The sequence below is a fragment of the Clostridium akagii DSM 12554 genome, from assembly GCF_000686725.1.
In the GTDB taxonomy this organism is placed as follows: domain Bacteria; phylum Bacillota; class Clostridia; order Clostridiales; family Clostridiaceae; genus Clostridium_I; species Clostridium_I akagii.
Genome location: NZ_JMLK01000008.1, coordinates 122,242 through 147,264 on the forward strand (window position 1 = coordinate 122,242; position 25,023 = coordinate 147,264).

Here is a 25,023-nt window from a genome sequence, read left to right on the forward strand (position 1 = left end):
TGTGGAACTTATTATTTTAAACAACCTTCATTCATCTTCTAATATTCTAATTTGGTTTAAGTTATTTAATATATAAATGTAATTATCTGCTTTTTTCTGAATACTCATAATTAATTCCTCAAATTGCTCGTTTTCATTTTTTGATTTATTAACAAGATTTGTTAAATTCGATGAAATTTCATTAATCCCTATCATATTTTCATTTTGAGAATCTTTAACGATTTCTACATGTTTTCTAACTTCTGTCTCAGCATAAGCTATACTATCTAATATTGTTTCAGTTTTATTAACAAGGTCCATGGTTTTAGCTACAACTTCATTACCTTGGTTAGATTTGGAATTCAATAGATTTATAGTTGAAGTCATCTTTTTTAAAGCTTCCATAATATCTTTAGTATTTTTCTGAGTAACAGTAGATAATTTTTTTATTTCGTTAGCAACTACAGCAAAGCCTTTGCCTGCTTCTCCAGCTCTAGCCGCCTCTATAGCAGCATTAAGTGAAAGCAAGTTAGTTTTACTTGCTATACCAGTAATTACCCCTGCAAAACTTTCTATACTATTATAATGATCTTGTATTTCCTTAAATAATTTAAAAAATTCCTCAAATACATTTGATACTTCATTTATCTGACCAATTAAATTGGAAAAATCTTTTTTACCATTCTCAATTTGTTTTAATGAATCATTTAAGCTTGTGAATACACCATCTACCTGGGCATTTGCTTTTTCGCTATTTGAACCTAATACTCCTAAAAATCTATTTACCTTTTCTGTCTGCTCCGTAGTGTATTCAACACCATCAAGTAGCTCATTAAGACCATAAGTCATTGTGCCTTCTTCGTTCAATAATTTTTTTATATTTTTATCAATTTGCCCATTTAATTCAACTATCTCATGTATGTAAAGAAAACATTTTTCTTTTTTTCTATCTCTTATATTGTCTTCTTCAGTTACTATCTTTTTTTCTGATTTTAATTTTTTATCATTAAACATGCTACTTCCCCCTCTTATAAATTACTCTACTATAAGCATTACCATTGTTTGATTTGCATGCATTTTATAAAATTGTTCACCATAACTAATGAATCCAGTTGTGTTATTATTACATATTTTAAGTATTTCATTATCTACTTGCTTCCACATGTTTTCCTTTTCAAATTTAAGACTTCTTAAAATACAATTTATTACAAAAACAAAATTTGGTTTAAATGGAAGCTTGCTTACTGTTGTTCTAAGTTGTTGCAGTGGGTCTATTGGCTCTAAAACTTGCACAAAAGTATTTGAAAGTAGTTGACAATAAAAAGTTATTGACTTATCCTCATTTATTTTCATAGGTGACGCTATAAATATATCATCTTTATAAATTTTACCTAATGGATTATTCATAAAATATTTTTCAAGTTCAGATTCTTTCACCCCGAGAACTCTTGCATATTCAGTACTTGCAGGTTTATTATTAAAACTTTTTACGATTCTATTAATTGTATCAGCCTCTGTAATTAACAATCTTTTTCCGGATGGTATATATATATTTTCCTTGGTTATATGAGTTCTTTGTTTTGTATTAAAAAATAGTGCAACACTACTAACTCTCTTTTTGCCAATATATATGTACGTTTCTTTAAATTTAAGATTATCCCCTGCACTTCCCCCTATAATCTTAAAATCATCTTTCACAAAATATAATGTAGTAATTATTGTTTCTTCCATTCCATTTAGTCCATCACAAAATAATAAGATAAATGCATTTTTATTGTTTTCTATCTCATGATATTCAGATTTTAAACTCGCTATGCTTTTAATTGGTGGAGACAATATTTCAACAGTTTTTGCCATATCAGTTTCATATTCAAAACCTGATATAACGCCGTTTTTATATCCACTTGATGTATACTCTCCTGCAGTAGAACATAATACCACCTTTTCTGATACACCTAATGACAGTTCCTTAACCTTCTCATCACTTGAAAGTAGTATAAAACTTTTGTTCTTTTCATTCTCAGTGTATTTAATGGCTTCCTGAACATTAGAAAAACTTATAGCCCTCATAAACTCATCCTCCATTACTTATTATGTTACATTAGTGTATACGTTTGCCTTTTAGTAAAAAAAGTGTTCCATATTATATGTTAACGTGAATAATTCTACACATAATTTGAACACTCCTAAAATCATATTATTTAATTGTTGCTCTTATTTCTTAATTATATATATACCAATGTGATTTTGCAACATATTTATATAAAAATGTAACAATATTATTTAGGTCCAGATTCATATTTAGCATTAGGTTTTCTAAAGTTTACAATATTATCAACTATATACATAGGTCTATCCTTTGCTTCGTCAAAAATTCTACCTATGTATTGCCCCATTACTCCAAGACTTATGAATAACAAGCCAAACATAATAATAACAATTGATAAAATCAACCCTAAACTCAAAATGCTAAGCTTATTTGATAGATGTTTTGCAATTATTACTATAGATGAAGCCAATCCTCCAACTAAACAAAAACTTCCAATGTAATTTACAAACGTAAGTGGTTTATATGTAAGTGAGGTTATACCATCCAATGCCAGTTTTACCATCTTGCTAAGTGGATATTTTGTTTCACCTGCAAACCTCTCCTGCCTTATGAATTCTACATAGGTCTGCTTATATCCAACCCAACTTACAAGCCCTCTTATATACCTGTTTTTTTCTGGCAATGAGGCTAAAGCATCACATACTTTTTTATCTATAAGTCTAAAATCACCAACATCTACAGGCATATCAATACTTGTCATACTTTTTAATAGTCTATAGTAAGTTTTGGCAGTTAACTTTTTTAAGAAGCTTTCCCCTTGTCGTTTAGATCTCCTACCATAAACCACTTCATACCCTTGTTTCCATTTTTCTATCATTTTAATAATAGTCTCTGGTGGATCCTGTAAATCCCCATCTATTACCACAATAGCGCTTCCCATGGACACATCCATTCCTGCGGTTATCGCTGCCTGATGTCCAAAATTCCTAGAAAAATTTACAAGTTTTATTCGCGTATCTTTTTCACATATAAGCTCAACTTTTTTTCTTGTACTATCCATACTTCCATCATTTACAAATATAATTTCATATTCTTCTCCTGTTTTGTTCATAACATTTTCTAGCCTTCTGTAACTTTCCATAATCACAAGTTCTTCATTATACAAAGGAACTACAATACTATATATTATTTTATTATTCATTGCATATTCACCTTCCTTTATAGATCTTAATTACTATATGATATTGGCATACTAGCATTATATTTTCTAATATACCAATCTCTCTGCTTAAAATAATTATAAATAATAATTACAGTTACAATATGGAAAAGTTATGTGAAATCTATGTGAATTAAATAAAAAAAAGCAATCAATTTTTATTATTGATTGCTTTCGTATGGTTTAATGGGATATTTGATTATAAAACTCACACCTTTTTTTCTATTTATAGCTTTAATTTCTCCATGATAATAATCAATTATTTTTTTTGAAATAGCAAGTCCTAGTCCAAAGTTTCCAGTCTTATCTTTATATAAATTATCAAATATTCGATTTATATTTTTATTGTCAATATTATCCCCATCATTATAAATTTCAAGCACAGTAAATTCATCTTTTCTTTTTAGCGTTACACATATTTTTTCTTTTGCATACCTAAGTGCATTATCCAATACATTTTCAATGGAAACCATTATTTTTTCCTTATTTCCAAACACATCTCCACTGTTAATGCTAAGCTCCCAGTTTATATCGCTGTTAATCATTTCAAATCTATCCACCATATTATTAATAACCTCTTGTAATTTTATATTTTCATTTTCAATGTTATTTTCAAGCACATAGTCAAGTGTATTTAAATACAACATTTGTTTAATCTTCTTATCAAGACTTTCTGATTCAGTCTTTATAATCTGCGCTGTTTTTTCAACGGAATCTATGTATATGCCATCAATAATAGCCTGTGCATGACTCATAATAACCATAACCGGCGTTTTCAAATCATGAGATATACTTTGAAGAAACATCTTTTCATTTTCCTCTGCATGCATAAGTTCTTTTTGCATAATGTTCATGGAATTAGCAAGACTTCCAATCTCATCATTATTTTTAACCTTAATTGGTTCTTTCCAATCCTTATTTGCTATTCTCTTTGTATAATCCTCAAGTTCTTTCAATGGTTTTGATATATATCCTGCAACTAATTTTGCTGTGAAAAATCCTATAATTATAAAAATAATACCTATAATAACAACATAATATAATATGCTATTATCCACAAGATCTGGCATGTAGGTTATTAAATATGATTTTCCAGCATCTTTAGTTTTTATTTCACTTATTACAAATAAAAGCTTCATATTATTGTGATATTCAGTAAATTCCATTTCTGAACTTCTAGCTCTATTCACAAACTGGGCCATCCATTTTCTATCTCCATTATCTGGTGATGGTGGCATCCCCTGTGGTTTATTCACATCTTCAATTTTAGTTTCAGCTCCATTGATATTCACTGTGAAATTTTGGCTTTGCCTTAAACTCCTTAAGTTATTAAACCCTAAGGCATGATTCAAATTACCGCTTTTTTGCAAAGTTTCATGAAATGTCTTGAGATCCTGCATTTTTGAACTTTCTTCTAATGCGCGAAAGGCAAATATATATATTAGTGAAATACAACATACTATTACTAGAATCATAATTGTAAATGTCATCCATATTCTCATCATTAGTGAATTTTTTTTTAACATCTTCATATTCTAATCACCAATTTATACCCATATCCGTATACAGTTTCTATGATTAATTTATTTACTTTCTTTCTCAGTCGCCGTATTGTATCATCCACCACTCTGTCAGATCCAAAATAGTCATCTCCCCAAACCTTAATCAAAATTTGCTCTCTTGATATTAAATTATTTCTATTTTCTGCAAGATAATTTAATAACTCAAATTCCTTATTAGTAAGTTGTACTTCATCTCCTTTAAAGAAAACCATTCTTTGATTTTTATTAATAAGATATTCCCCTATTTTTATGTCTTTATTCTCTCCTTCTTTATTTTCACCATAAATTCTCTCTATAAGTTTATTAGTTCTTATAACCAGTTCCCTTGGTAAAAACGGTTTTGACAAATAGTCATCACTTCCAAGTTCAAGTCCAACAACCCTATCTAATTCTTCATTTCTAGCAGACATAAATATTACAGGAGTATCCTTATTGTTCTGTTTAATATATTTAATAAGTTCGTATCCATCTATCCCAGGAAGCATTATATCCAATACCCAAAGATCTGGCATATCTTTTATTTTATCTTTCGCGGAATTTCCATCTGAAAAAGTAATTACTTCATAACCTTCTTTTTCTAGATATTTTTGAAGTAACAAATTCAAACTTTTCTCATCCTCAACCAGATATATTTTTTTCGTCAACTTTATCACCTCTACTAAAATTATCACTCATTGTGCCTACTGAATATTCTATCACAATTTTTTTAATATATTGTAAATTAATCGTGTGAAAAATATGTGAAAAATCCAAAGTTTAGTAAACTAGTCTCCTAATTACCGCTTTACATTTTACCATGAATACCTTAGCCATTAGCTCAAAAAATTTTATTCGTATTATTTAACTAATAACGAGTGAAAGCAAGGTGATTAGTATCATCTTGCTTTCACTCGTTATTACTCCACGTGCCTTACATAGTCTTTGTAATTTTTCCACATATAAATATGGTTAAAAATAGCACAGTAGAAAATATTACAGACATAAGTAATTTTGCTTTAAAGTTTTCATCCTTAAAAATCATTATGGCCTCCAATTACTACATCTATTATTTATCATCAAATTTCATATTCCCTAAAAGCGCTGCAAAAGGATTATCATTAAAATTTTCCGATTCATTTTTCATCTTTTTCATATACTTTTGAACATCTCTTTTATCTACTTTACCTGCATTATCAAATCTCTTTCTAAATTGAGATTCTTTTTCTCTAAAATTGCAATTAGCTCCAGGGCATACATAAATTTTACCATCGCCATGTCCCCTAAGCTCTAATCTTTTTTTACACTCTGGGCATCTAGCATTAGTTACTTTACTTAAGTTTTCCCTATAACCACAATCTCTATCCTGACATACAAGCATTTTACCGTTTTTTCCACTAACTTCAAGCATATATTTCCCACAAGTAGGGCATTTGGTACCAGTTAAATTATCGTGCTTAAATTTGTCTTTACTTCCTTTTACATCATCCACAAGTTTTATTGCATATTCCTTCATATTCCCTATAAATGTTTTATTATTTAGAGTTCCTTTACTTATGGCATCAAGATCTTTTTCCCACTTAGCTGTAAGTATTGGAGATTTCAGATCTTCTGGCACAAGTTCTATAACCTGCTTTCCCTTAGATGTTGGATGTACATCATTACCTTTTTTTTCTATATAAAAAGTTTTATATAATTTTTCTATTATATCTGCTCTCGTAGCAACAGTTCCAAGTCCACCTGTTTCTCCAAGAGTTTTTGCATATTCACTTTTTAATTTAATATATTTTTGTGGATTTTCCATGGCAGATAGTAATGTGGCTTCATTAAATCTTGCTGGTGGTTTTGTCTGTGCTTTATGTATGTCAACTGAAGAAAAGCTTATGCTATCTCCTTTATTAACCTTTGGCAGCATTTGTTCCTTAACATCTTCATTATGATCATGATGACTATCCTCAAAATTTTCTTGCCTATCATAAACAGCTTTCCATCCCTTGGCTTTTACAACCTTACCTTTGGCTATAAAGCTTTCACCATTGACGTCGACTTTTACCGTTGTTTGCACAAACTCAAAAGGTGGTAGCATAACACTTAAAAATCTTTTTATAACCAAATCATAAATCTTTAATTCCTCGCTGCTAAGAGTTGACAAACTAACTCTCTGCTCTGTAGGAATTATTGCATGATGATCTGTTACTTTACTATCATCAACAAAACTTTTACTTGTCTTTATCGTACCTCTAAGTATTTCACTAGCATACCTAGAATACTGACCTATTGATATTGCCTTTAATCTTACAGGTAGAGTTGCAACAACGTCCCTAGGAATGAACTTTGAATCAGTTCTTGGATAAGTTAAAAGTTTATGACTCTCATATAATCTTTGCATTATGGAAAGAGTTTCTTTAGGCGAAAATCCGAACATCCTATTTCCGTCCCTTTGTAGCTCTGTTAGATCATAAAGCCCTGGTGCATAAGTTTTTTTATCACTTTCATGTACATCTACAATTTCGCCTTTTTTCCCAGTAACTTTAGTAACTATATTCTTTGCCTCTTGTTCTTCAAAAGTACTTATTTTTCCATCTTTTTTCTGCCATTGAAGGTTAATTCCATTTGCCTTCCCTGAAACAGTATAATAATCTTTTGGTATAAATCTTTTTATCTCTTCTTCTCTTTCCACAATCAAAGCTAGTGTTGGGGTTTGAACTCTTCCTGCTGAAAGCTGTGCATTATATTTACATGTTAATGCTCTTGTAACATTTAACCCAACGAACCAGTCTGCTTCTGAGCGCGCTTCTGCCGCTGCAAACAGGTTTTCATAGTCTTTCCCATTTTTAAGTTTTTTAAAACCTTCTAAAATTGCATTATCCGTAACGGAAGATATCCACAATCTTTTTAATGGCTTGTTTATATGTGCCTTCTCAATAATCCATCTAGCAACAAGTTCACCTTCACGTCCTGCATCTGTTGCTATTATAATTTCATTAACATCTTTTCTAATCATTTGTTCCCTAACTGCTTTATACTGCTTACCACTCTGCTTTATAACCTCAAGCTTTAAAGTTTTTGGAAGCATAGGTAAGTCTTCCATCTTCCACGCCTTATATTTTTCATCATAAACTTCTGGACTTGCTAAAGTTACAAGATGTCCTAATGCCCAAGTAACAATATATTTATCCCCTTCTATATATCCCATTCCTTTTTTACTGCATTTTAAAACTCTGGCAATATCTCTTCCAACGGAAGGTTTTTCTGCCAGTATAACTGATTTAGTCATAATATTTTGCTCCTTTCTCTTTGCCTCATCTCTTTATACTTATACATAGATTATAACATATGTGTTATAACTTCACCCAGACTAAGGCAAATTACACGTTTCAAGCTAAAACCAGTTTTGTTATAGGTTGTTTTTTTCAGGCATTACCTTCCACTTATCATTTTCCTCTATTGAAAAATCTTTTGTTTTCTTAAATAAATAATGCAAAAATAGAGCTACAGTTGCTAGTTTATATTTTTTTTCATATGAAACAGAATCGGGGTTTTCCATAAAATTTTGCACATCTTCTATTTCAATTCCTGCATAGATTGCTAAAGTTTCATGGCTAATTTCAAGCTTAGCTACTAATACTCGGATTACAGCTTTAATTCTATTATCTTCCTTTACTGCTGGTACTCCATCTGATAGCATCATAAGCATATCCCACAGAGATGAACGATCTGGAACTGACAAATCATTATAATTACCTTTCCCATTTATATAGTCTGTCAGCCAAACATAATTTATTCCAGTTACTTGGCTCAAGGTTTTCAGTGTGATTTTATAATCCCCAACTATAGTTTGTAGCTTTTCTCTAAACAAATCTTTTATCATATATTTTACCTTACCTCTCACACTCAATTGAATTTTTACTAATAAATAGAGTTCTCTACTTTCCATACTGCTCTATCTACTTAATAATTATATATATTTCTAAAACTACGTGTTTATATGTATAATATTTTAATTTTGGCTAATAATAATAGTATCTCGATTATCCCATTAATAGTATTATCCTAAACCCTAAAATCCGTGGAGAACATATCCTCACACGGATTTTTCATTGTCTTGTCACTTAAAGAAGATCTTCTCTTACTGGTGTAAAAGTCTCAAACATCACAGTATCCTCAATTGCTACAGCTCCATGCTCTACATTCGGTTCAACATAATAGGAATCACCAGCCTCTATCACATTCTTCTCACCAGCTATAGTCACTTCTAGGCTTCCAGATAAAATATAATTTACTTGCTCGTGTGGATGAGAATGGCTTGGACCAACTATCCCCTTTTTCATGTTAACCTGAGTAGACATAAGTTTTCCCCCACCAGCAAAAAATATTCGTTCAAACCCTTCGGGTCCACTTACAATCTTAGCATCACTTTTTTTAACTATCATAGTTACAGCCCCTTTTATTTTAATAATTATATTTTAACTCATTTCTCCTCAATTTTCACTTATACCTATGAAAGAAAATTCAAATGCCTTAGGATTTTAGATGCCTTAATGCAAAAAAACTCCACTTAGATTTAACCAAACAAAGATCAAACTATTTCAGTTTATCTTTTAGGAAAAGTCTATGGGAGTAAGTTTCATTATATATTTTTTTATATTTAATACGGATAGGTTCACATTAATTTTTCTACTTGAGTCTTATTTTTTCACTAGTTTCAATTTGGATAAGGACGCCATCTTGAATGACCAATGTTATTGAGCCATATTTTATGGTCTTTGCTATTTGTAATATTTTTTCTATATCACATTTTGAAACAGTTTCCTTCCTTTTGTAATCTCTGTTTATATCCTCAACCATATCTAACCTCCTCAATTAAAATGATCTGTTCACTATGGGGTCCGTACACAAAACAATGATTTATAAGTTATCAATAATTAATCATACTAATCCTATTTGTTAAATATATTTTACTTTATACATATTAATATGTCAATATACAAGACATAATTCCAAGTAATTTATTATATTTATAATTTACGAAAATTTATTATCAACCATGTGAAAAAGTTTCAAGATCACTTCTAGTTCCATACAAAAGACTAGAAAGATCTTTTTTTCCTGGTATCCCACACGCATCTGCACGGCAATGTTTACAATGCCTAAATACTTCTAAATATTTTTCTGCCTCTATTCTTGCATTATCAAGCTGCTCACAGGTTGGTGCTGTTACATAACTAAGATCATGTTGAGGTATAAGAGGTATAATATTATATAGCGTAGCTCCTGCCTCCTTAACGGTTCTTGCTGTTTCCTCTATATGTTTATCGTTAATTCCAGGTACTAATACTGTATTTACCTTTACTAATACTCCTAGATCGCTTATTTTTTTTATGCCTCTAAGTTGGGCATCAATAAGAATCTTCGCTGCTTCTTCCCCATAATATGCCTTTCCGTCTAATATTATATTTGATATTATTTGACTTTGTATTTTGGGATCCACTGCATTAACGGTAACAGTTATAGTACTCACCCCAGCTTCAAATAACTCCTGGGCATATTTTTCAAGAAGAAGTCCATTTGTACTGAGGCATAATATTAGATCTGGATATGCTTTATTTACAAGCTTAAAAGTTTCTATAGCAAACCCAGTTGCTAAAGTATCTCCAGGGCCTGCTATTCCCACCACAGTTATTTCAGGGCAAAGTTCTAATGCTCTTTTCACTGTTTTAACCGCATCTTTAGGAAGTAAAATTCCATTAGCTACCCCTGGTCTGTCTTCATTACTATTGCACTCTCTTTTACAAAACTTGCACTGTATGTTACATGTAGGACTTACAGGAAGATGAACTCTTCCAAATTTCGTATGAGCTTCTCCACCTAAGCATGGATGTATATTTGATAACTTTGTGAATTTTTCACTTTTATCCCGTTTGATTGTATTTTGCATAATATTTCCTCCTTTCCCTAATTAAATCTGGTTAATACTACTGAATAAATATCTTCTAAAAGTTTAAGTCCCCCATCATATCCTACATACGTCCCATTTATGACTAGTCGCTCAATTATAGGCCAGGAAATTGTAAGATAGTGAGCATTGGTTTCTTTAGCGACTTGCTTTTCCCATGAGCTTCCTAAAATAAGCGGATAACCATAAAAATCTGTATTTTTGATTTCTTCATGAATTAAATAACCATCGGTAGCAAACTCAACTTCTGCCTCTATATCATAGCTCAAAGTTTTAAATTGATTGCTAATCCAATCTCTGTACTCATTAGGCGTGTCATCTGTTATATACTGCTTCGATGGAAAAAGCCCTAAATCATTTACTAAAAAGTTTGTAACCGCAAGTGTATATTGTGCATCTGATACGACTACAAATCTCTTTGACATTACACGTGTTTCTAGGAAAACATCTGCAAAACGTTCAATATAGTAGTAATATTCTTCTTCATGTTTGTCTATAATTTTTTGTACTTTCCCCTTGTCTATCTCTGCGAATTCAGCTACTGATCTTAAAAATTTGCTTGTTTCGAATGCACCTATTGGAATAGTAGGATAATGCAAATATGGTGTTCCAAATTTTTCTTCTAGAAGCTTAACATTTTCAAGTCCTACCCAAGGTGATACTAATAGATTAAAATCTGCTTTTGGGATTTTATCTATATTTTTTAGTCCTCTACCTTGACCAAATATTGTATTAGGAATTAATCCAAGCTCTTCAACAAGTTTTTCTAGTGCTCTTAGGTTCCCAAGCCAAAATGGATCATGCATAGGAGGACCTGACCATATATTTACTAGTCCTGTGATTTTTTCCTCCGAAGGTTTTAAATATTGATCAATGATTGCTTTAACTACCCAGTCATGTCCAGTGTAGTTGTTACCCTTAAACCCTGGTGTCGATGCATATATTACTGGCTTATCTGCATCTTTAAAAGAACGTACCACTTCAAAAGCATCATCACCTATAATTTCAGACGTACAACTAGTTAATACTACATATAAATCCGCATCAATTACCTTAAGTGAATTTTCAATAGTTTCTTTTAGCCTTTTTTCTCCTCCAAATACAACCTCTTTTTCACTAATATTTGTGCATGGAAATATATGTGGTGAAAAATATCCTGAACTTCCTACGCTACCATTTAATTTTTGTGCACAACCAGGTCCAGAATGTAAAATTGGTATAGCTCTAGTAATTGACTGAACTGTCTGCATTGCTGTCATAGCACACTTATATCTTGGTTGATCTAATATTTTAGCCATTATTTACGCTCCTCTCTTAAGAACTTACCATTCTCTTGTTTGTACCACCAATCTGTGTATGGAAGTTTCGATCTTGCCGCAAGATTTTTCTCAAAACTTCTATTTTTTAGTGTATCTAGAAGGGTGCGAGCAAAACTTAGGGTACCTTTATAACCAAAAATCATATATTCATCAGCAACGAACAAAGCTGGTATTCCCTGTTTTATTGCCCACACTGTAGTTCCTGGATGTCTTGAAAAATATATATCAGGTTTATATTTATTAAGTATATTAAGTATTTCAAAATTTTGTTGATCAGCTATGCTTAATTTAAAGTTATTTGGTGAATTTTCTAATAAATAATCTAGTGCTGGTGGAACTTTTCCATTATCATATTTTTTATCGTAATGCCATGCCGCTGCCCACACAACTTCAACCCCAAGCTCCTGAAGAACTCTTGATACCTCAAAGGTATATCCTGGTCCCATACCAAGTACTGCTCTAAGACCTTTTAGTTCTTTTTTTATAGCGTCAATTTGAGGTATATATATTTCCCTTTCTCTTGCTATATAATCTTCAACTTCTGTCCCTTTATTTATTACATTTCCAATCTCCCTAAGCCAAGTTTCAAAACCGGCTATTCCTAGTGGATTTATTGTTCTTACGTAAGGTACTCCAAATTTTTCTTCTAAACCATTACCTAGATATGTTCCAAGTGTTCCACATATGCATACAGTAGCCAGTGATTCTGAAAGTCTTGAAAGCTCTTCTACAGTTGAGTTTTGATATAAAAAGAAAGGCTCAACATCAAAATTTTTAAATATATCAATTATTTCTTCTCTCGCACTCTCAAAGAAGTTTTTAAAATTTATAACATTTCTTTTAGTTTTAGCTGGTTTTACAATAGTTGAAAGAACAGCATGATCACATTCATCAAATCCAGAAGCCCATATTCTAGACCTGAATCCTTCACAATGTACTGCTGCTATTGGGATTGGGAGTTCCTTCTTTAATTCCTCCACAACACTGTCCACATCTTCACCTATAATACCAGTAACGCAAGATGTTCCTATAAATACTGCCTTAGGTTTATACCTTTTATATGTTTCGATTACTATATCTCTAAGACTTTTTGTAGCTCCAAAAACTGTATCCTTTTCATTCATATCTGTCCCTATAAAAACAGTGCTATTAGTTACTCCTCTTTTTGCAGAAAGTTGTGCATTTGCTACATTTACGTCTGGTGCTATGGCTGAACATCCTGATGGAGCATGATTTATTATTGCTATGTCTCTTATCCCTGAAAGCTGCCCTAATGCACATCCTGCATTACAACTACTTGACTGACTGAAACATCTATCTCGATTTTTTAATCCTCCACACTGGGATTTATTCACTAAATCGTGAAGATCACCATTATAGCCAGTAATAGATCCTAGCCTACTTTCCCTTGTTCCAACATCAGGTATATCTATATTGATTGCCATTAAAAATTCCTCCTCTATATTTTAAACATTCTCAGTGATTTCTCTTGGTGATTTTGTATAATGGCTGACCTTTCTTAATTATTATTGTATAAGTCCTCAAGAAATGTTAAACATCCTCTGTACCCTGCATATCCCTTATTGATAATAAAGGATCCTGTTATTGGACTACTTACTAGGGTTGTAAATATATCTAGTTCATCACCTATTTCCTTTTCAAAGCTACTTCCCATAAGAAGAGTAGCTTCATCTTCATACTCTCTTACAAGTTCACCTATTTTCCATTTATCTATTTCAAAAATCACCTTAGGTTTTCTACCATATTCCAAATTTTTAACTTCATTTTCTATTTTCTCGTGATAAACTTTAGGAATATCATCTGTTATAACTGCAAGTAAAGGTACTTGACTATAATCATTAACCAAAAACTTTGTTATTCCTATTACAGTATTTGCGTCACCTACAATGATAAATCTATAATTTGAAACTACACCTATGTTTTTTTCAAAATGGCTGTAAACATAATCTTCTTCTTCCTCAATTACCTTTTCAACAAAATCTCTATCTAAATTCAACTTTTGTGATAATTCTCTAATAAAATTAGAAGTTGCTGTTGGCCCTATAGGAAGACCTGAATACCTAAATGTATCCACTCCAAGCTTTTCTTTATAAATAGCAGAAAATTTCTTTAATAACCAAGGTGATAAAATAATGTTAAGAGCAGCAGCTGAAGATTTTTTTACAGTTTCAATACCTTGATGTTCTGTAAAAAATGTATTTACACTAAGCCCTAACTTATTTAGTATTCGTATTATTTCCTCAAAATTGCCTTGCCAGAAAGCATCTTGATGAGGCACTATTCCAAAAAGATTCACTGTTTTTTCTTCCTTGGGAGCCTCTTTTACTACATCATTTACTATAGCCTCCAAAGTAGCCTCATATCCATAATATGTGTCGCCCTTAAACCCTGATGTTTCAACATTTAATATAGGAACCCCTTTTCTTTTAAATTCATTAACAATGCTTTCAACATCATCCCCTATGATTCCGGAAGTACATCCTGTTAAAACAACATATAAATCTCCATCCATAACTTCTAAAGATCCCTCAATTGTTTCTCTAAGTCTCTGTGTTCCTCCAAATACTACTTCTTTTTCAAACATATTTGTACTTGGGCATCCTATTCCACCTATATATCCAGTTTTCTGACCAATTGACACCTGAAGTCCACAACCAGGTCCTGCATGGAAAATAGGAATTACTCTTTCTATACCTGATGCTACCCCTAAAGCTCCTCCTAGTGCACAAGATGTTCTTGGATTCTCAATACATCTACCCATCTTTAGTTACCTACTTCCTTGAAATATTTAAAAACATTTTCTGAATACCATGACTCTTTATATGGTAGCTTCTTATGTTTTGCAAGCTTTATATTAAAACTTGGATTTTCAACTGCATTCTCTATTTTTCTAGCTAAATATAACAATCCATTGTAACCAAACGTGGGCCTTTTAGATTCCAATATATGAGTTGATGGTATTCCTAATTTTGCTACCCATGTGGACATTCCAATAAATAACTCTGGCTTCAATTTATTTACAAGATTTGATTGTTCAAAAGGCTGCATATTTGCAATATCAATAATAAATTCTCCACCATGAATTTTCTGAAGCTGATCAAAATTTTCAATTAAAGCTTCCTCGTAAGTGGGTGTCTGTATCCCTACAAGCTTCATTCCAAAATCTTCTATTAAAGTAGCCGCTGCAACACCTCTTCCAGTACCTGCACATATAAATACCCTTTTTCCTCCAATACGCTCTCTTATCTTTGCAATTTCAGGAAGTACTCTTCTATGCTCTTTTTCAATGTGTTTTAAAGCCACCTCTTCTTTTCCAACAAGCCTCGCAACACTTAGAAACCATTCATCTGTACTTCTTATTCCTATGGGCATTCCTGTTTTTGAATATGGGATATCATACTCATTTTTAAGGTATTCCATAAATTCATCTGCAAATACTTGGCATACAGCCACAGAATATTCTGCTCCCGGTATTCTTTTTAGCTTTTCAACATTCGAGTAAAAAGGTATATAGTTAACATGCAAACCCAGTACTGAAAGTAGTCCTTCCAGTTCGAGTTGATCCTTATATCCAATAGATGTTGTTGCAAATACATTTATTAATCCCTTTTCCTTTTGCATTCTTTCACCTTTAATTATATAATTTTGAATTGCTCTAAATACCGTATCAAAACCAGTGGCTGGCACCTTTGATTTGAAGCCTTCGCAATGAATTGGAACCACAATTGCATTGACTTCTTTTTGAACTGTACTTGCTACAGCATCAACATCATCACCAATAATCCCAGAAGCACAGGACGTAAATACAAATATTATATTAGGTTTATATCTCTTCTCAAGCTCTAGAATTGCTTCTCTTACCTTTTTCTCTCCCCCTAGTACTACATCTTTTTCATCTACATTAGTAACTATATATCTGGCATTTCTTATATTTTTAACTCCTCTATGAAACTGACCAACTTTAAAATTATCATTCATAAATGAAACACAACCTACACATCCATTTGGTGCATGCACAACAAATGCCGAATCTTGCATGGAAAGCAGTGCTGAAATACTGTTGGTTTCTTGACATTGAGTTGCCTGTGCAAAAGTTCTATCTGCATTTTTTAAACATCTCTTTTTAAAATTGCTTGAAAGTTCTTTACTAGTTCCTCCACCATCAGTAAGGGCATAAGGTCTATCTTCACGATTTTTTGCTATAATACTGCTCATTTAACCACCTCGTCTTTTTACTCATTAAATTGTATAACTCCACTCTGGAACTATTCTCTTTAAAAACTTTTTTGTCCTCTCTTCTTTAGCATTTGTAAATATATCTTTTGGGGTTCCTTGCTCCACTATAACTCCCCCCTCCATAAATATAACTTTGCTGGCTATATCATAGGCAAAAGACATTTCATGAGTAACAACTATCATTGTTATGCCTTCTTCTGCTACCTTCTTCATTACTCCAAGTACATCTCCAACAAGTTCCGGATCAAGTGCTGAAGTTGGTTCATCAAACAAAATTACTTCTGGATTTAAAGCAAGTGCGCGAGCTATACCTACTCGTTGCTGCTGACCTCCTGAAAGGTGGCATGGATAAAAATCATATTTATCCGAAAGACCTACTTTATCAAGTACTTTTTTACTAATTTCTTCTGCTTCTTTTTTGGGAACTTTTCTTCCAGTCACCAGACCTTCCATTACGTTTCCAATGGCTGTTTTGTTATTAAAAAGGTTATAGCTTTGAAAAACCATGGCAGTTTGCCTTCGTACTTTAAGTATATCCTGCTTAGATGAATGTTTTAAATCAACATGTGTCTCTCCTATGGTTAGCTCACCATCATCTGCTTTTTCTAAAAAATTCAAGCATCGTAACAATGTAGTTTTTCCTGAACCACTTGGTCCTATTATTACAACCACATCACCTTTTTCAATCTTTATGTCAACACCTTTTAAAACTTGATTTTTTCCAAAAGCTTTGTGTATTCCCTTTAGTTCTATCAATTAAATCACCTTCCATTAAATGAATAAAATTTTCTTTCTAAAACATAAGATATTTTTTCAATTACTATACATAAAATCCAATATACTATTGCCGCTGCTACATAAGCTTCAAGAAATTTATAGTTTGAATTTGCAGTTATTAATGCTCCATTTAAAAGATCAGTCACGGAAATCATAAACACCAAAGATGAACCTTTTACCAGCCCTATTAAGTTACTGCAGAGCATAGGCATAGCAACTGGAATGGCCTGTGGCAATATAATTTGTCTTAACGTTTGTACTTTGGTAAGCCCTACAGAGTACCCCGCTTCATATTGTCCTTTTTTTACTGCTGTAAGTGCTCCTCGTATAGCTTCTGAAATATATGCTGTTGCGAAAAAGCTTAGGGCTACTAGTCCTATATAAACAGAATTTATATTTTTTGCACGTATGGATAAATGTAAAGTTTTAGCCACGCTATCAAAACATTGTAGCACCGCAAAATATACAATTAGAAGTTGCAGAACTACTGGAACACCTTTAATAATCACTACAATAACCTGCAATATTTTTGATATGTATTTTATATTATACAATCTTACAAGAGCAATTATTGTTCCTAAAATGGTACCAATAACGAACGGTACTAATGCTAGCTCTAATGTGATTGGTACATACCTTATTGCAGCTTTCAGGGCTATTGTAACCATAAAATTTATATCAAATTGATTCCCCATTTAAGCACCCACCTAATCTATAATTTGCTAAACAAAGTATTTTTCTCAATACAACCACTCACTTTTTCAACAATTGCGCCTAATACGAAAAATATAATTCCAGCTGCCACATATCCTTCAATAGTATGATAAGTTCTTGCACCTAAAACTTGTACTTCCCCCATAACATCAACTATTCCTAATGAAAATGCTATAGCTGAATCCTGGAGAAGCCCCACAATGGTGGTTGATATGCTTGGCAAAGCAGTCTTTAATGCTTGTGGACCTATAATCCTATAAAATGTTTGAATTTTAGTAAGCCCTACAGAATATGAAGCTTCAGACTGACCTATTGAAACACTAGTTATTGCTGATCTAATAATTTCTGACATAAAAGCTGATGTATTTAATCCATAAGTTATTATTACGAATATAAGCTTATCCCATCTATTTATGTCGATCCCAAAGTTCATAAGTATGGCTGGAAATCCATAATAAACTATAAACATCTGGACTATTATTGGAGTGCCTCTTACAAAGGATATGTATATTGCTACAAGTTGATTTAATATTAAAATTTTGTGAATACGAATTAGTGCTAATACAGATCCGAAAATCATTCCAAATACAGTTGCTGTAAAAACAAGTAGCAATGTGATATGAATTCTTGATAACAGTTCCGGTAGATACTCAAATACCAACTTACCATCAAAATACTGAGCCACTATACATTCCTCCTTTTGCTTATTTAATCATTATGTGTATAATCTCCACCTAATGTTTGTATTGAAATTTTCGCTAATGTTCCATCTGCTTTCATGGCTTTTAATGCTTTATCTATATCCTCTTGAAGTTTAGTATCTGATTTTCTATATAAATAGTAAGTGTTTGAACTTGATATAGGCGTTCCTACTGTTTTAAGTTTATCTCCAAAAGTTTTATTATATTGATCCACCAATCTTTTAATTGATATAAATGCATCTATATTTCCAGCTTCTATGCTTTTTATAGTTGTTGATATATCCGCTGATGAATATACGAGATTAATAGCATTTCCATGAGTTTTGTTATATTGCTCTAGAACATATGCATCATTACTACCTTTGCTCACTTGTACATTCTTACCCTTTAAATCATCAATCGAATTAATATCTGTTTTGTTCTTTGAAACAGTTATCCTTAAAATAAATGTTGTATAGCTCTCTTTAGAGAAAAGAAATTTTTGTTCTCTCTCTGGATTCTTTTCAAACTGATGTGCACCAATATCAACCTTTTCAGATTGTAGACTTAGTAATACATTTGTAAAATCCATTGATTGAAATTGAAATTTGTATTGCGGTAATCTTTTGTTTACTTCTTTTAAAACATTTTCTTCATAACCCACTGGTTTCCCCTTAGCATCTAAATAGCAATACGGCTTAAATGCATTTCCTGTTCCAATCACTATAGTTTTTGGCTTATCTTTGGTTGGTTCTGAACTGCTGGTGGTTGTTCCACAAGCTGTCAAGGAAATTGCCGCCACTAGTCCTAGTGTAAATAGTTTGATAAGTTTGATTTTTTTCATAAATAATTACCCCCGTATTCTTTATTTCTTTTATATTTCAATCCTAGTTATTATTCTTATTTAAAAATTCTATAGCAGATTCTGCTAATAATGCAGTTCCAATTGGTAGTGATGCTTCATCAATATCAAATTTAGAACTATGCAGTGAAAAATTCTTTTTATCTCTGAAACCAACTCCTAAAGACACAAATGCTGAGGGTACAATTCTTGTATAACATGCAAAATCCTCTCCTAATAATGTTTTTGGCACCAATCTAACATTTTCTTCACCAACAATTTTTATGGCTGATTTTTTCACAATTTCTGTCATATTTTTATCATTAGTTAGTGGCGTCCCACCGAGCATTAATTTGAAATTATAAGTTGCTCCATATGCATGAGTAATAGATTGAATTATATTCTCCATTATTTCACCAATATTTTCATTTATTTCTTTATTGAATAATCTAAGCGTTCCTGTTAATGTAACTTTATTAGCTATGATATTTGCTTGATTACCCCCATTTATTGTTCCTATAGTCAATACAAATGGCTCTAATGGATCTATCCTTGAAGATTTAATTGTTTGTAATGACAATATTAATTCCGCGGCTACCAAAATTGCATCTGTAGCTTTGTGTGGTAAAGCTCCGTGTCCTGCTTTTCCAATAATATCTATTTGGAATCCTCCACCAGAAGCATAAAATTCTCCTGAACGATATCCAATACTTCCCGATAAAAGATTGGGATCAACATGTAATCCAAATACAGCATCTACCCTTGGATTATCCAAAACGCCCTCATTTATCATTTCTTCTGCTCCTCCTAATGCACTTTCCTCACTAGGTTGAAAAATAAATTTAACGTTACCGTTTATAGAATCTTTGCTTTTAGATAATACTGCAGCTACACCTAAAAGCATTGCCGTATGTGCATCATGTCCACATGCATGCATTATATTTTTGTTAAGGGACCTAAATTCCAAATCATTTTCTTCCTCTATTGGAAGTGCATCCATATCAGCTCTTAACGCAACTGTTTTACCGTTATTTTTTCCTTTCAATAATCCTACCACTCCAGTCTTGCCAACATTTTCTGTAACATCAAGCCCTAGTTCTTTAAGTTTTTCAGCAACAAGTTTTGATGTTTCAAATTCACGTATAGCAAGTTCTGGATTTTTGTGTATTTTTCTCCTAATCCCTATAATTTCATTTTCTACTTCGTAAGCCAATTGTTTTATTGACATATCCGCTAACCTTCTTTTTCTAATATTCATAAATCCTATTTTGTATAATCTGCTCCCAAATATTTCACAGAAATTTTTGCTAATGTTCCATCCTTTTTCATATCTTTTAATGCACTATCTACTTCACTCTGCAACTTTGTTTCATTTTTTCTATATACTTGATAAACATCGGTATTATATATAGGTGTGCCTTCTAACGTTAAAACATTTCCAAAAGCTTTATTATACATATCTACCTGCTGTGCCCAAGAAAAAAAAGCATCGATTTTGCCGTCTTCCATTGATTTAATTAAAGTAGCGGTATCCGGAGATCCGTAAATAAGATTAATCTTCGTTCCATGCTCTTTATTATAATTCTCCAAATAATTAGCAGAATTAGATCCTGTACTAACTTGAACATTCTTATTATTTAAATCTTTAATTGATTTTATATCATTTCTTGATTTTAGAACTGTTAGCTTTACAATATCATTTGCATAGCCTTCTTTACCAAAAAGATAGTTTTTTTCACGCTCTGCATTCTTAGCGTATTGATGTGAACCAATATCAACCTTTCCAGACTGTAAGCTAATTAAAACATTTGAAAAATCCATTGCTTGATATTCAAATTTATACTGTGGAAGTCTTTTATTAACTTCTTGCAAAACACCTACCTCATACCCTGTTGGTTTACCACTGGCATCTAAATAGCAATACGGCTTAAATGCATTTCCTGTTCCTACTATTATTGTTTTTGGTTTTGATGTACTTGATTTGCTATCACTACTCGATTTTGAGCCACAACCGGTAACCGAAATTGCAACTGCTAAACCTACTGCAAATAGTTTGATGAGTTTGATTTTGCTCATAAATATTACCCCCATTTTTTATTCATCCTGTGACAACTAATCACTTTTACATATTTTTTAATTGTCCAGAATTACTTATAAAAAAATAAAATCTTCACCAATATAAGACTAAGCGAAGATTTTATCTCTTTTAGTCTTATCTCTCAGGAAAACCTGCTGGACTTAGCACCATGTATGCAAATGAAACAAACTGGTTGCTGAAACTTCATTGGGCCATTCCCTCCATTTCTCTAGATAAGAAAATATTAAATTTTAGTATAAAAAAACGACCATGCCCAGCAATGCTTTATTAAAAAACATTGTTAAACATAGTCTCTAGTTTTTCTAGTCAACTATTATTATATATCCAAGTATTCATACTTGTTTTGTTGTTATTGCTATTATAATAGCCTCATACTATTTTGTCAACTGTATTCTGATTTCTTTATAAATTTGATAAAAATTTCATATTTAAATTAATACTTTATCATTTACAATACTTCTTTTCTGTTATTTTCTATTACATTGTGTTTAGCTTAAAATGATAAGAATATAAAAGTTCCATTATTTTTTGGCCTTTATGCTTCCAAAACTTCATTTCCAAATTCATCAGCTTTTATAATTGCTTCCTTAATTAATCCTCCATCTACTTTAAATATGAGATCATTCTTTTGCTCAGTTGTAAAGTTTATATCATCTATAATATTAAGTACTTTATTATCTATATCATCTTTTATTCCTAACTGTACTAATGTAGTGGGAATCTCTAATATGTTTAATCTTTTAATAAGCTTTTTAACTTCTTCTTTATCTCTGCCCTCTAAAATAAATTGCACAATCAATCCAAAGGCAACCTTTTCTCCATGTAAAGTTTCCCTTGTATCTAATATATGGGTTAAACTATCATGTAACGTATGTGCAATCGCTGCTATATGGTTTCCACCATTTATACTACCAACTAAACCTGCTAGTACTATGATAGAATCCACAACATCTCGAAACTTTTCATCAAGTGCTACTTCCTCTGACTTCTCTATTGAATCAGTATAATTTTCCAATATATCAAGTGCTAGTTTTGATGTTTGAAGTCCAATTCTAAGTGTTATATCTTTTTTAACCGTTTTATGTGGAAATGCCTCATACCACTTAACTATAGTGTCACCTATCCCTGCATGTAGATATCTTCTTGGTGAATCATAAATTATTTTAATATCTGCTAATATAAGTTTAGGTGAATTTTCTAGTAGTAAAAAATCTTTATGTCTTCCTTCATCATCATATATAACTGACAGTGCTGACCAAGCAGCACAAGTTGCAACTATAGTAGGTATAGTTATAACAGGCAATTTTAATTTTTCACCAACTGCCTTTACTAAATCAAGCACGCGACCTCCACCTATTCCTATTATTACATTTACTCCTAGCTCCTTAGCTATTAAAGCGTAGTTATCTATGTTTTTATAAGTGCAATATCCTCTAAATTTCTCTGTACTATATCTTATTTTCTCCAAATCCAAACTATTCGAGAATTTTCCTCCTGCAACTGATAATGCTGTTTCACCCCCAATTACTAGAGCATAATCTCCAATTTGTTTTATGTATTCACCAGCATTTTCTAAAATATTTTCTTCACTTATGTACTTATCTGGAGTTTTAATACTTATCATTTTATCCACCCTTTCCATATTGTTATTTAAGGCATCTGAAAGGAACTAACAAGTCAAAGATTCTGATTCAATTTAATAACACATCTTTTAACACTTCCACTAATCGTATGTTTTCTTCTGCTCTTCCAATTGTAATTCTAAGCCAAGTTGGCATATTAAATTCCACTCCAGCCCTAACAGATATACCTCTTTTTAAAATTTCATTTGCTACTTGGATGCTATCTTCTTTAATATTAACCATGATAAAATTTGTATATGTTGGTATATATTCAAAATTCATCTCTTTAAAAACATTATAATAATACTCTTTACCCCTATTATTGTTTTCAACGCATAATTTTCTGAAGTTTTGATCTTCAAGACTTGCTAAGGCCGCAACTTGTGCTAGTCCATTTACGTTCATAGGTAATCTTACTTTATTTAATTCTGTAATTATTTTCTTACTAGTAATTCCATATCCCACTCTTAATGCGGCTAATCCATATACCTTAGAAAAAGTTCTAAGAATTATTATATTAGAATACAACTCTAATAAATCTGAAGTTTCCGGATAATTTTCACTTGTAGCATACTCATAATATGCTTCATCTAATACTACCAATATATTTTTAGGTATGGATTTTAAAAAATTTGTTAGTTGCGTTTTATCAAAGATTGTTCCGGTGGGATTATTGGGATTACATAACCATATAACCTTTGTCTTGTTATTTATATTATTTTTTACATACTCTAAATTTATGGAATGATTTTTTAATGGAACTTCTACAACATTTCCTCCCATAGCTAATGTTACAACCTTGTACCATCCAAAGGTGGGTACAGGTATAATAGATTCATCCTGCTCACTAATGTATGCCTGTGCAATTAAACTAATAAGTTCAAATGATCCATTACTGAATATGAGCTGTTCACTATTTAATTTATAAGTGTCTGCTAGTTTTTTCCTTAGCTCAGTGCACATTCCATCTGGATAAAGATATAAATTCCTAATTGTCTTTTGAATTGCTATTTCTACCAGTGGTGATGATCCCATAGTATTCTCATTTGCAGCAAGCCTCAAAATATTACTAATTCCTAACTCTTCCTGTATTGCTTCAAGAGTTTTTGCCGGAGCATATGATTGGATATTTTTTAATGATTTTCTACAGCTAACTTCGGGCATTTTAATCATTCCTTTCAAAGATTCAATTTGCTCTAGATATGGTACTCTAGCTTATCTGACTGACATGGTATTTTGCTACTTTCTGTTTTCTTCATTACTCTATCAAGTATAAGTTTTTCAAAATAGATGAAATCGTTGTTTCTTTGTCTTGGGCGAGCTAATGTAATTTTCGTGTTCATAGCAATTTTTCCTTCATCAATTAGGATAACCCTATCGGCTAATGCAACCGCTTCACTGACATCATGTGTTACTAATATAGCTGTAAATCCTTGTTCAAACCATAATTTTTCAATAAGTTGTTGCATTTCTATCCTCGTTAATGCATCAAGTGCTCCAAGTGGCTCGTCTAGTAATAATAATTTTGGTTTTGCTGATATTGCCCGTGCTAAAGCCACTCTTTGCTTTTGCCCTCCAGACAGAACATAAGGCCATTCATTTCCTCTATCACCAAGCCCTACACTTTCCAATGCTTGCTTTGCAACTTCCTTATGCTTATTTCCAACCCCTACCTCCACATTTTTCAGCACTGGTTTCCACGGCAATAATCGTGCCTCTTGAAATAAGACTCTTGTATCTTTATTAATACCGCTTACCTCTCCCTCATTAACATATATTGTCCCACTAGAAGGTTTTTCAAGACCTGCTATTAATCTAAGCAAAGTACTTTTTCCACATCCACTTCTACCTACTACTGCTACAAATTCTCCCTGTTCTATATTTAACTCTATATCATTCAATATCTCACAGGCACCATACTTTTTAAAGAGTTTATCAATTCTTATATAAGTTTTTTCTTTAACAATTTGCAT

The 25,023-nt window shown here is 31.8% G+C and carries 23 protein-coding genes and 1 riboswitch; all 23 genes read right to left on the reverse strand.

The window, feature by feature from the left end; translation table 11 throughout:
* Positions 1-27 precede the first annotated feature (27 nt).
* Positions 28-993: a methyl-accepting chemotaxis protein gene (locus tag BR66_RS0104660; protein WP_026881871.1), complete on the reverse strand. Its 966-nt coding sequence runs from the start codon at positions 991-993 to the stop codon at positions 28-30.
* Between the two features lie 21 nt (positions 994-1,014).
* Entirely contained in the window at positions 1,015-2,049 is a 1,035-nt protein-coding gene (locus tag BR66_RS0104665; protein WP_026881872.1) for an FIST signal transduction protein, read from the reverse strand.
* A gap of 209 nt (positions 2,050-2,258) precedes the next feature.
* Positions 2,259-3,230 carry a glycosyltransferase family 2 protein gene (locus BR66_RS0104670; RefSeq protein WP_026881873.1) on the reverse strand — a complete coding sequence of 324 codons (972 nt, stop codon included), beginning with the start codon at positions 3,228-3,230 and terminating at the stop codon, positions 2,259-2,261.
* A 179-nt stretch (positions 3,231-3,409) separates the two neighbouring features.
* Entirely contained in the window at positions 3,410-4,780 is a 1,371-nt protein-coding gene (locus BR66_RS0104675) for a HAMP domain-containing sensor histidine kinase (protein WP_026881874.1), read from the reverse strand.
* The gene (locus BR66_RS0104680; RefSeq protein WP_026881875.1) at positions 4,777-5,454 is read right to left on the reverse strand and encodes a response regulator transcription factor; all 678 of its coding nucleotides are present in this window, start codon (positions 5,452-5,454) and stop codon (positions 4,777-4,779) included. The genes BR66_RS0104675 and BR66_RS0104680 overlap by 4 nt, the downstream gene beginning before the upstream one ends.
* A 401-nt stretch (positions 5,455-5,855) precedes the next feature.
* On the reverse strand, positions 5,856-8,063 hold the full coding sequence (locus BR66_RS0104695; protein WP_026881876.1) for a DNA topoisomerase III: 2,208 nt from the start codon (positions 8,061-8,063) through the stop codon (positions 5,856-5,858).
* A 120-nt stretch (positions 8,064-8,183) separates the two neighbouring features.
* A complete protein-coding gene (locus tag BR66_RS23120; RefSeq protein ID WP_051624101.1) occupies positions 8,184-8,723 on the reverse strand; it encodes an HTH domain-containing protein in 540 nt (179 codons plus the stop codon).
* A gap of 175 nt (positions 8,724-8,898) precedes the next feature.
* Positions 8,899-9,219, reverse strand: a complete 321-nt coding sequence (locus BR66_RS0104705; RefSeq protein ID WP_026881877.1) for a cupin domain-containing protein — start codon at positions 9,217-9,219, stop codon at positions 8,899-8,901.
* Positions 9,220-9,463: 244 nt separating this feature from the next.
* A complete protein-coding gene (locus BR66_RS25090; protein WP_084156338.1) occupies positions 9,464-9,634 on the reverse strand; it encodes a YezD family protein in 171 nt (56 codons plus the stop codon).
* A 193-nt stretch (positions 9,635-9,827) separates the two neighbouring features.
* Positions 9,828-10,724 (reverse strand): radical SAM protein, encoded by an 897-nt coding sequence (locus BR66_RS0104715; RefSeq protein ID WP_051624102.1) that lies wholly within the window; start codon positions 10,722-10,724, stop codon positions 9,828-9,830.
* A 17-nt stretch (positions 10,725-10,741) separates the two neighbouring features.
* Entirely contained in the window at positions 10,742-12,040 is a 1,299-nt protein-coding gene (locus BR66_RS0104720) for a nitrogenase component 1 (RefSeq protein ID WP_026881879.1), read from the reverse strand.
* Positions 12,040-13,506 carry a nitrogenase component 1 gene (locus BR66_RS0104725; protein WP_026881880.1) on the reverse strand — a complete coding sequence of 489 codons (1,467 nt, stop codon included), beginning with the start codon at positions 13,504-13,506 and terminating at the stop codon, positions 12,040-12,042. The genes BR66_RS0104720 and BR66_RS0104725 overlap by 1 nt, the downstream gene beginning before the upstream one ends.
* A 74-nt stretch (positions 13,507-13,580) precedes the next feature.
* A complete protein-coding gene (locus tag BR66_RS0104730) occupies positions 13,581-14,843 on the reverse strand; it encodes a nitrogenase component 1 (RefSeq protein ID WP_026881881.1) in 1,263 nt (420 codons plus the stop codon).
* Between the two features lie 2 nt (positions 14,844-14,845).
* Positions 14,846-16,297, reverse strand: coding sequence for a nitrogenase component 1 (locus BR66_RS0104735; RefSeq protein ID WP_026881882.1), 1,452 nt, complete (start codon positions 16,295-16,297; stop codon positions 14,846-14,848).
* Between the two features lie 24 nt (positions 16,298-16,321).
* Positions 16,322-17,074, reverse strand: coding sequence for an amino acid ABC transporter ATP-binding protein (locus tag BR66_RS0104740; protein WP_026881883.1), 753 nt, complete (start codon positions 17,072-17,074; stop codon positions 16,322-16,324).
* A 5-nt stretch (positions 17,075-17,079) separates the two neighbouring features.
* A complete protein-coding gene (locus BR66_RS0104745) occupies positions 17,080-17,790 on the reverse strand; it encodes an amino acid ABC transporter permease (protein ID WP_026881884.1) in 711 nt (236 codons plus the stop codon).
* A gap of 17 nt (positions 17,791-17,807) precedes the next feature.
* Positions 17,808-18,494 (reverse strand): amino acid ABC transporter permease, encoded by a 687-nt coding sequence (locus BR66_RS0104750; protein ID WP_026881885.1) that lies wholly within the window; start codon positions 18,492-18,494, stop codon positions 17,808-17,810.
* Between the two features lie 23 nt (positions 18,495-18,517).
* Positions 18,518-19,333: a transporter substrate-binding domain-containing protein gene (locus BR66_RS0104755; RefSeq protein ID WP_026881886.1), complete on the reverse strand. Its 816-nt coding sequence runs from the start codon at positions 19,331-19,333 to the stop codon at positions 18,518-18,520.
* A 43-nt stretch (positions 19,334-19,376) separates the two neighbouring features.
* Entirely contained in the window at positions 19,377-20,558 is a 1,182-nt protein-coding gene (locus tag BR66_RS0104760; RefSeq protein ID WP_026881887.1) for a M20 metallopeptidase family protein, read from the reverse strand.
* A gap of 35 nt (positions 20,559-20,593) precedes the next feature.
* Positions 20,594-21,406, reverse strand: a complete 813-nt coding sequence (locus BR66_RS0104765; protein ID WP_035795502.1) for a transporter substrate-binding domain-containing protein — start codon at positions 21,404-21,406, stop codon at positions 20,594-20,596.
* Between the two features lie 133 nt (positions 21,407-21,539).
* Positions 21,540-21,647, reverse strand: a riboswitch (SAM riboswitch).
* A gap of 316 nt (positions 21,648-21,963) precedes the next feature.
* Entirely contained in the window at positions 21,964-23,052 is a 1,089-nt protein-coding gene (locus BR66_RS0104770; protein ID WP_026881889.1) for an iron-containing alcohol dehydrogenase family protein, read from the reverse strand.
* Between the two features lie 67 nt (positions 23,053-23,119).
* Entirely contained in the window at positions 23,120-24,214 is a 1,095-nt protein-coding gene (hisC, locus tag BR66_RS0104775; protein WP_026881890.1) for a histidinol-phosphate transaminase, read from the reverse strand.
* Positions 24,215-24,246: 32 nt separating this feature from the next.
* On the reverse strand, positions 24,247-25,023 hold the full coding sequence (locus BR66_RS0104780) for an ATP-binding cassette domain-containing protein (protein WP_026881891.1): 777 nt from the start codon (positions 25,021-25,023) through the stop codon (positions 24,247-24,249).

Excerpts from the sequence above, each read along its gene's own strand:
- BR66_RS0104660 (WP_026881871.1), bottom strand. The coding sequence starts at position 993 with ATGTTTAATGATAAAAAATTAAAATCAGAAAAAAAGATAGTAACTGAA.
- BR66_RS0104665 (WP_026881872.1), bottom strand. The coding sequence starts at position 2,049 with ATGAGGGCTATAAGTTTTTCTAATGTTCAGGAAGCCATTAAATACACT.
- BR66_RS0104670 (WP_026881873.1), bottom strand. The coding sequence starts at position 3,230 with ATGAATAATAAAATAATATATAGTATTGTAGTTCCTTTGTATAATGAA.
- BR66_RS0104675 (WP_026881874.1), bottom strand. The coding sequence starts at position 4,780 with ATGAAGATGTTAAAAAAAAATTCACTAATGATGAGAATATGGATGACA.
- BR66_RS0104695 (WP_026881876.1), bottom strand. The coding sequence starts at position 8,063 with ATGACTAAATCAGTTATACTGGCAGAAAAACCTTCCGTTGGAAGAGAT.
- BR66_RS23120 (WP_051624101.1), bottom strand. The coding sequence starts at position 8,723 with ATGGAAAGTAGAGAACTCTATTTATTAGTAAAAATTCAATTGAGTGTG.
- BR66_RS0104705 (WP_026881877.1), bottom strand. The coding sequence starts at position 9,219 with ATGATAGTTAAAAAAAGTGATGCTAAGATTGTAAGTGGACCCGAAGGG.
- BR66_RS25090 (WP_084156338.1), bottom strand. The coding sequence starts at position 9,634 with ATGGTTGAGGATATAAACAGAGATTACAAAAGGAAGGAAACTGTTTCA.
- BR66_RS0104715 (WP_051624102.1), bottom strand. The coding sequence starts at position 10,724 with ATGCAAAATACAATCAAACGGGATAAAAGTGAAAAATTCACAAAGTTA.
- BR66_RS0104720 (WP_026881879.1), bottom strand. The coding sequence starts at position 12,040 with ATGGCTAAAATATTAGATCAACCAAGATATAAGTGTGCTATGACAGCA.
- BR66_RS0104725 (WP_026881880.1), bottom strand. The coding sequence starts at position 13,506 with ATGGCAATCAATATAGATATACCTGATGTTGGAACAAGGGAAAGTAGG.
- BR66_RS0104730 (WP_026881881.1), bottom strand. The coding sequence starts at position 14,843 with ATGGGTAGATGTATTGAGAATCCAAGAACATCTTGTGCACTAGGAGGA.
- BR66_RS0104735 (WP_026881882.1), bottom strand. The coding sequence starts at position 16,297 with ATGAGCAGTATTATAGCAAAAAATCGTGAAGATAGACCTTATGCCCTT.
- BR66_RS0104745 (WP_026881884.1), bottom strand. The coding sequence starts at position 17,790 with ATGGGGAATCAATTTGATATAAATTTTATGGTTACAATAGCCCTGAAA.
- BR66_RS0104755 (WP_026881886.1), bottom strand. The coding sequence starts at position 19,333 with ATGAAAAAAATCAAACTTATCAAACTATTTACACTAGGACTAGTGGCG.
- BR66_RS0104760 (WP_026881887.1), bottom strand. The coding sequence starts at position 20,558 with ATGTCAATAAAACAATTGGCTTACGAAGTAGAAAATGAAATTATAGGG.
- BR66_RS0104765 (WP_035795502.1), bottom strand. The coding sequence starts at position 21,406 with ATGAGCAAAATCAAACTCATCAAACTATTTGCAGTAGGTTTAGCAGTT.
- BR66_RS0104770 (WP_026881889.1), bottom strand. The coding sequence starts at position 23,052 with ATGATAAGTATTAAAACTCCAGATAAGTACATAAGTGAAGAAAATATT.
- hisC (WP_026881890.1), bottom strand. The coding sequence starts at position 24,214 with ATGCCCGAAGTTAGCTGTAGAAAATCATTAAAAAATATCCAATCATAT.
- BR66_RS0104780 (WP_026881891.1), bottom strand. The coding sequence starts at position 25,023 with ATGCAAATTGTTAAAGAAAAAACTTATATAAGAATTGATAAACTCTTT.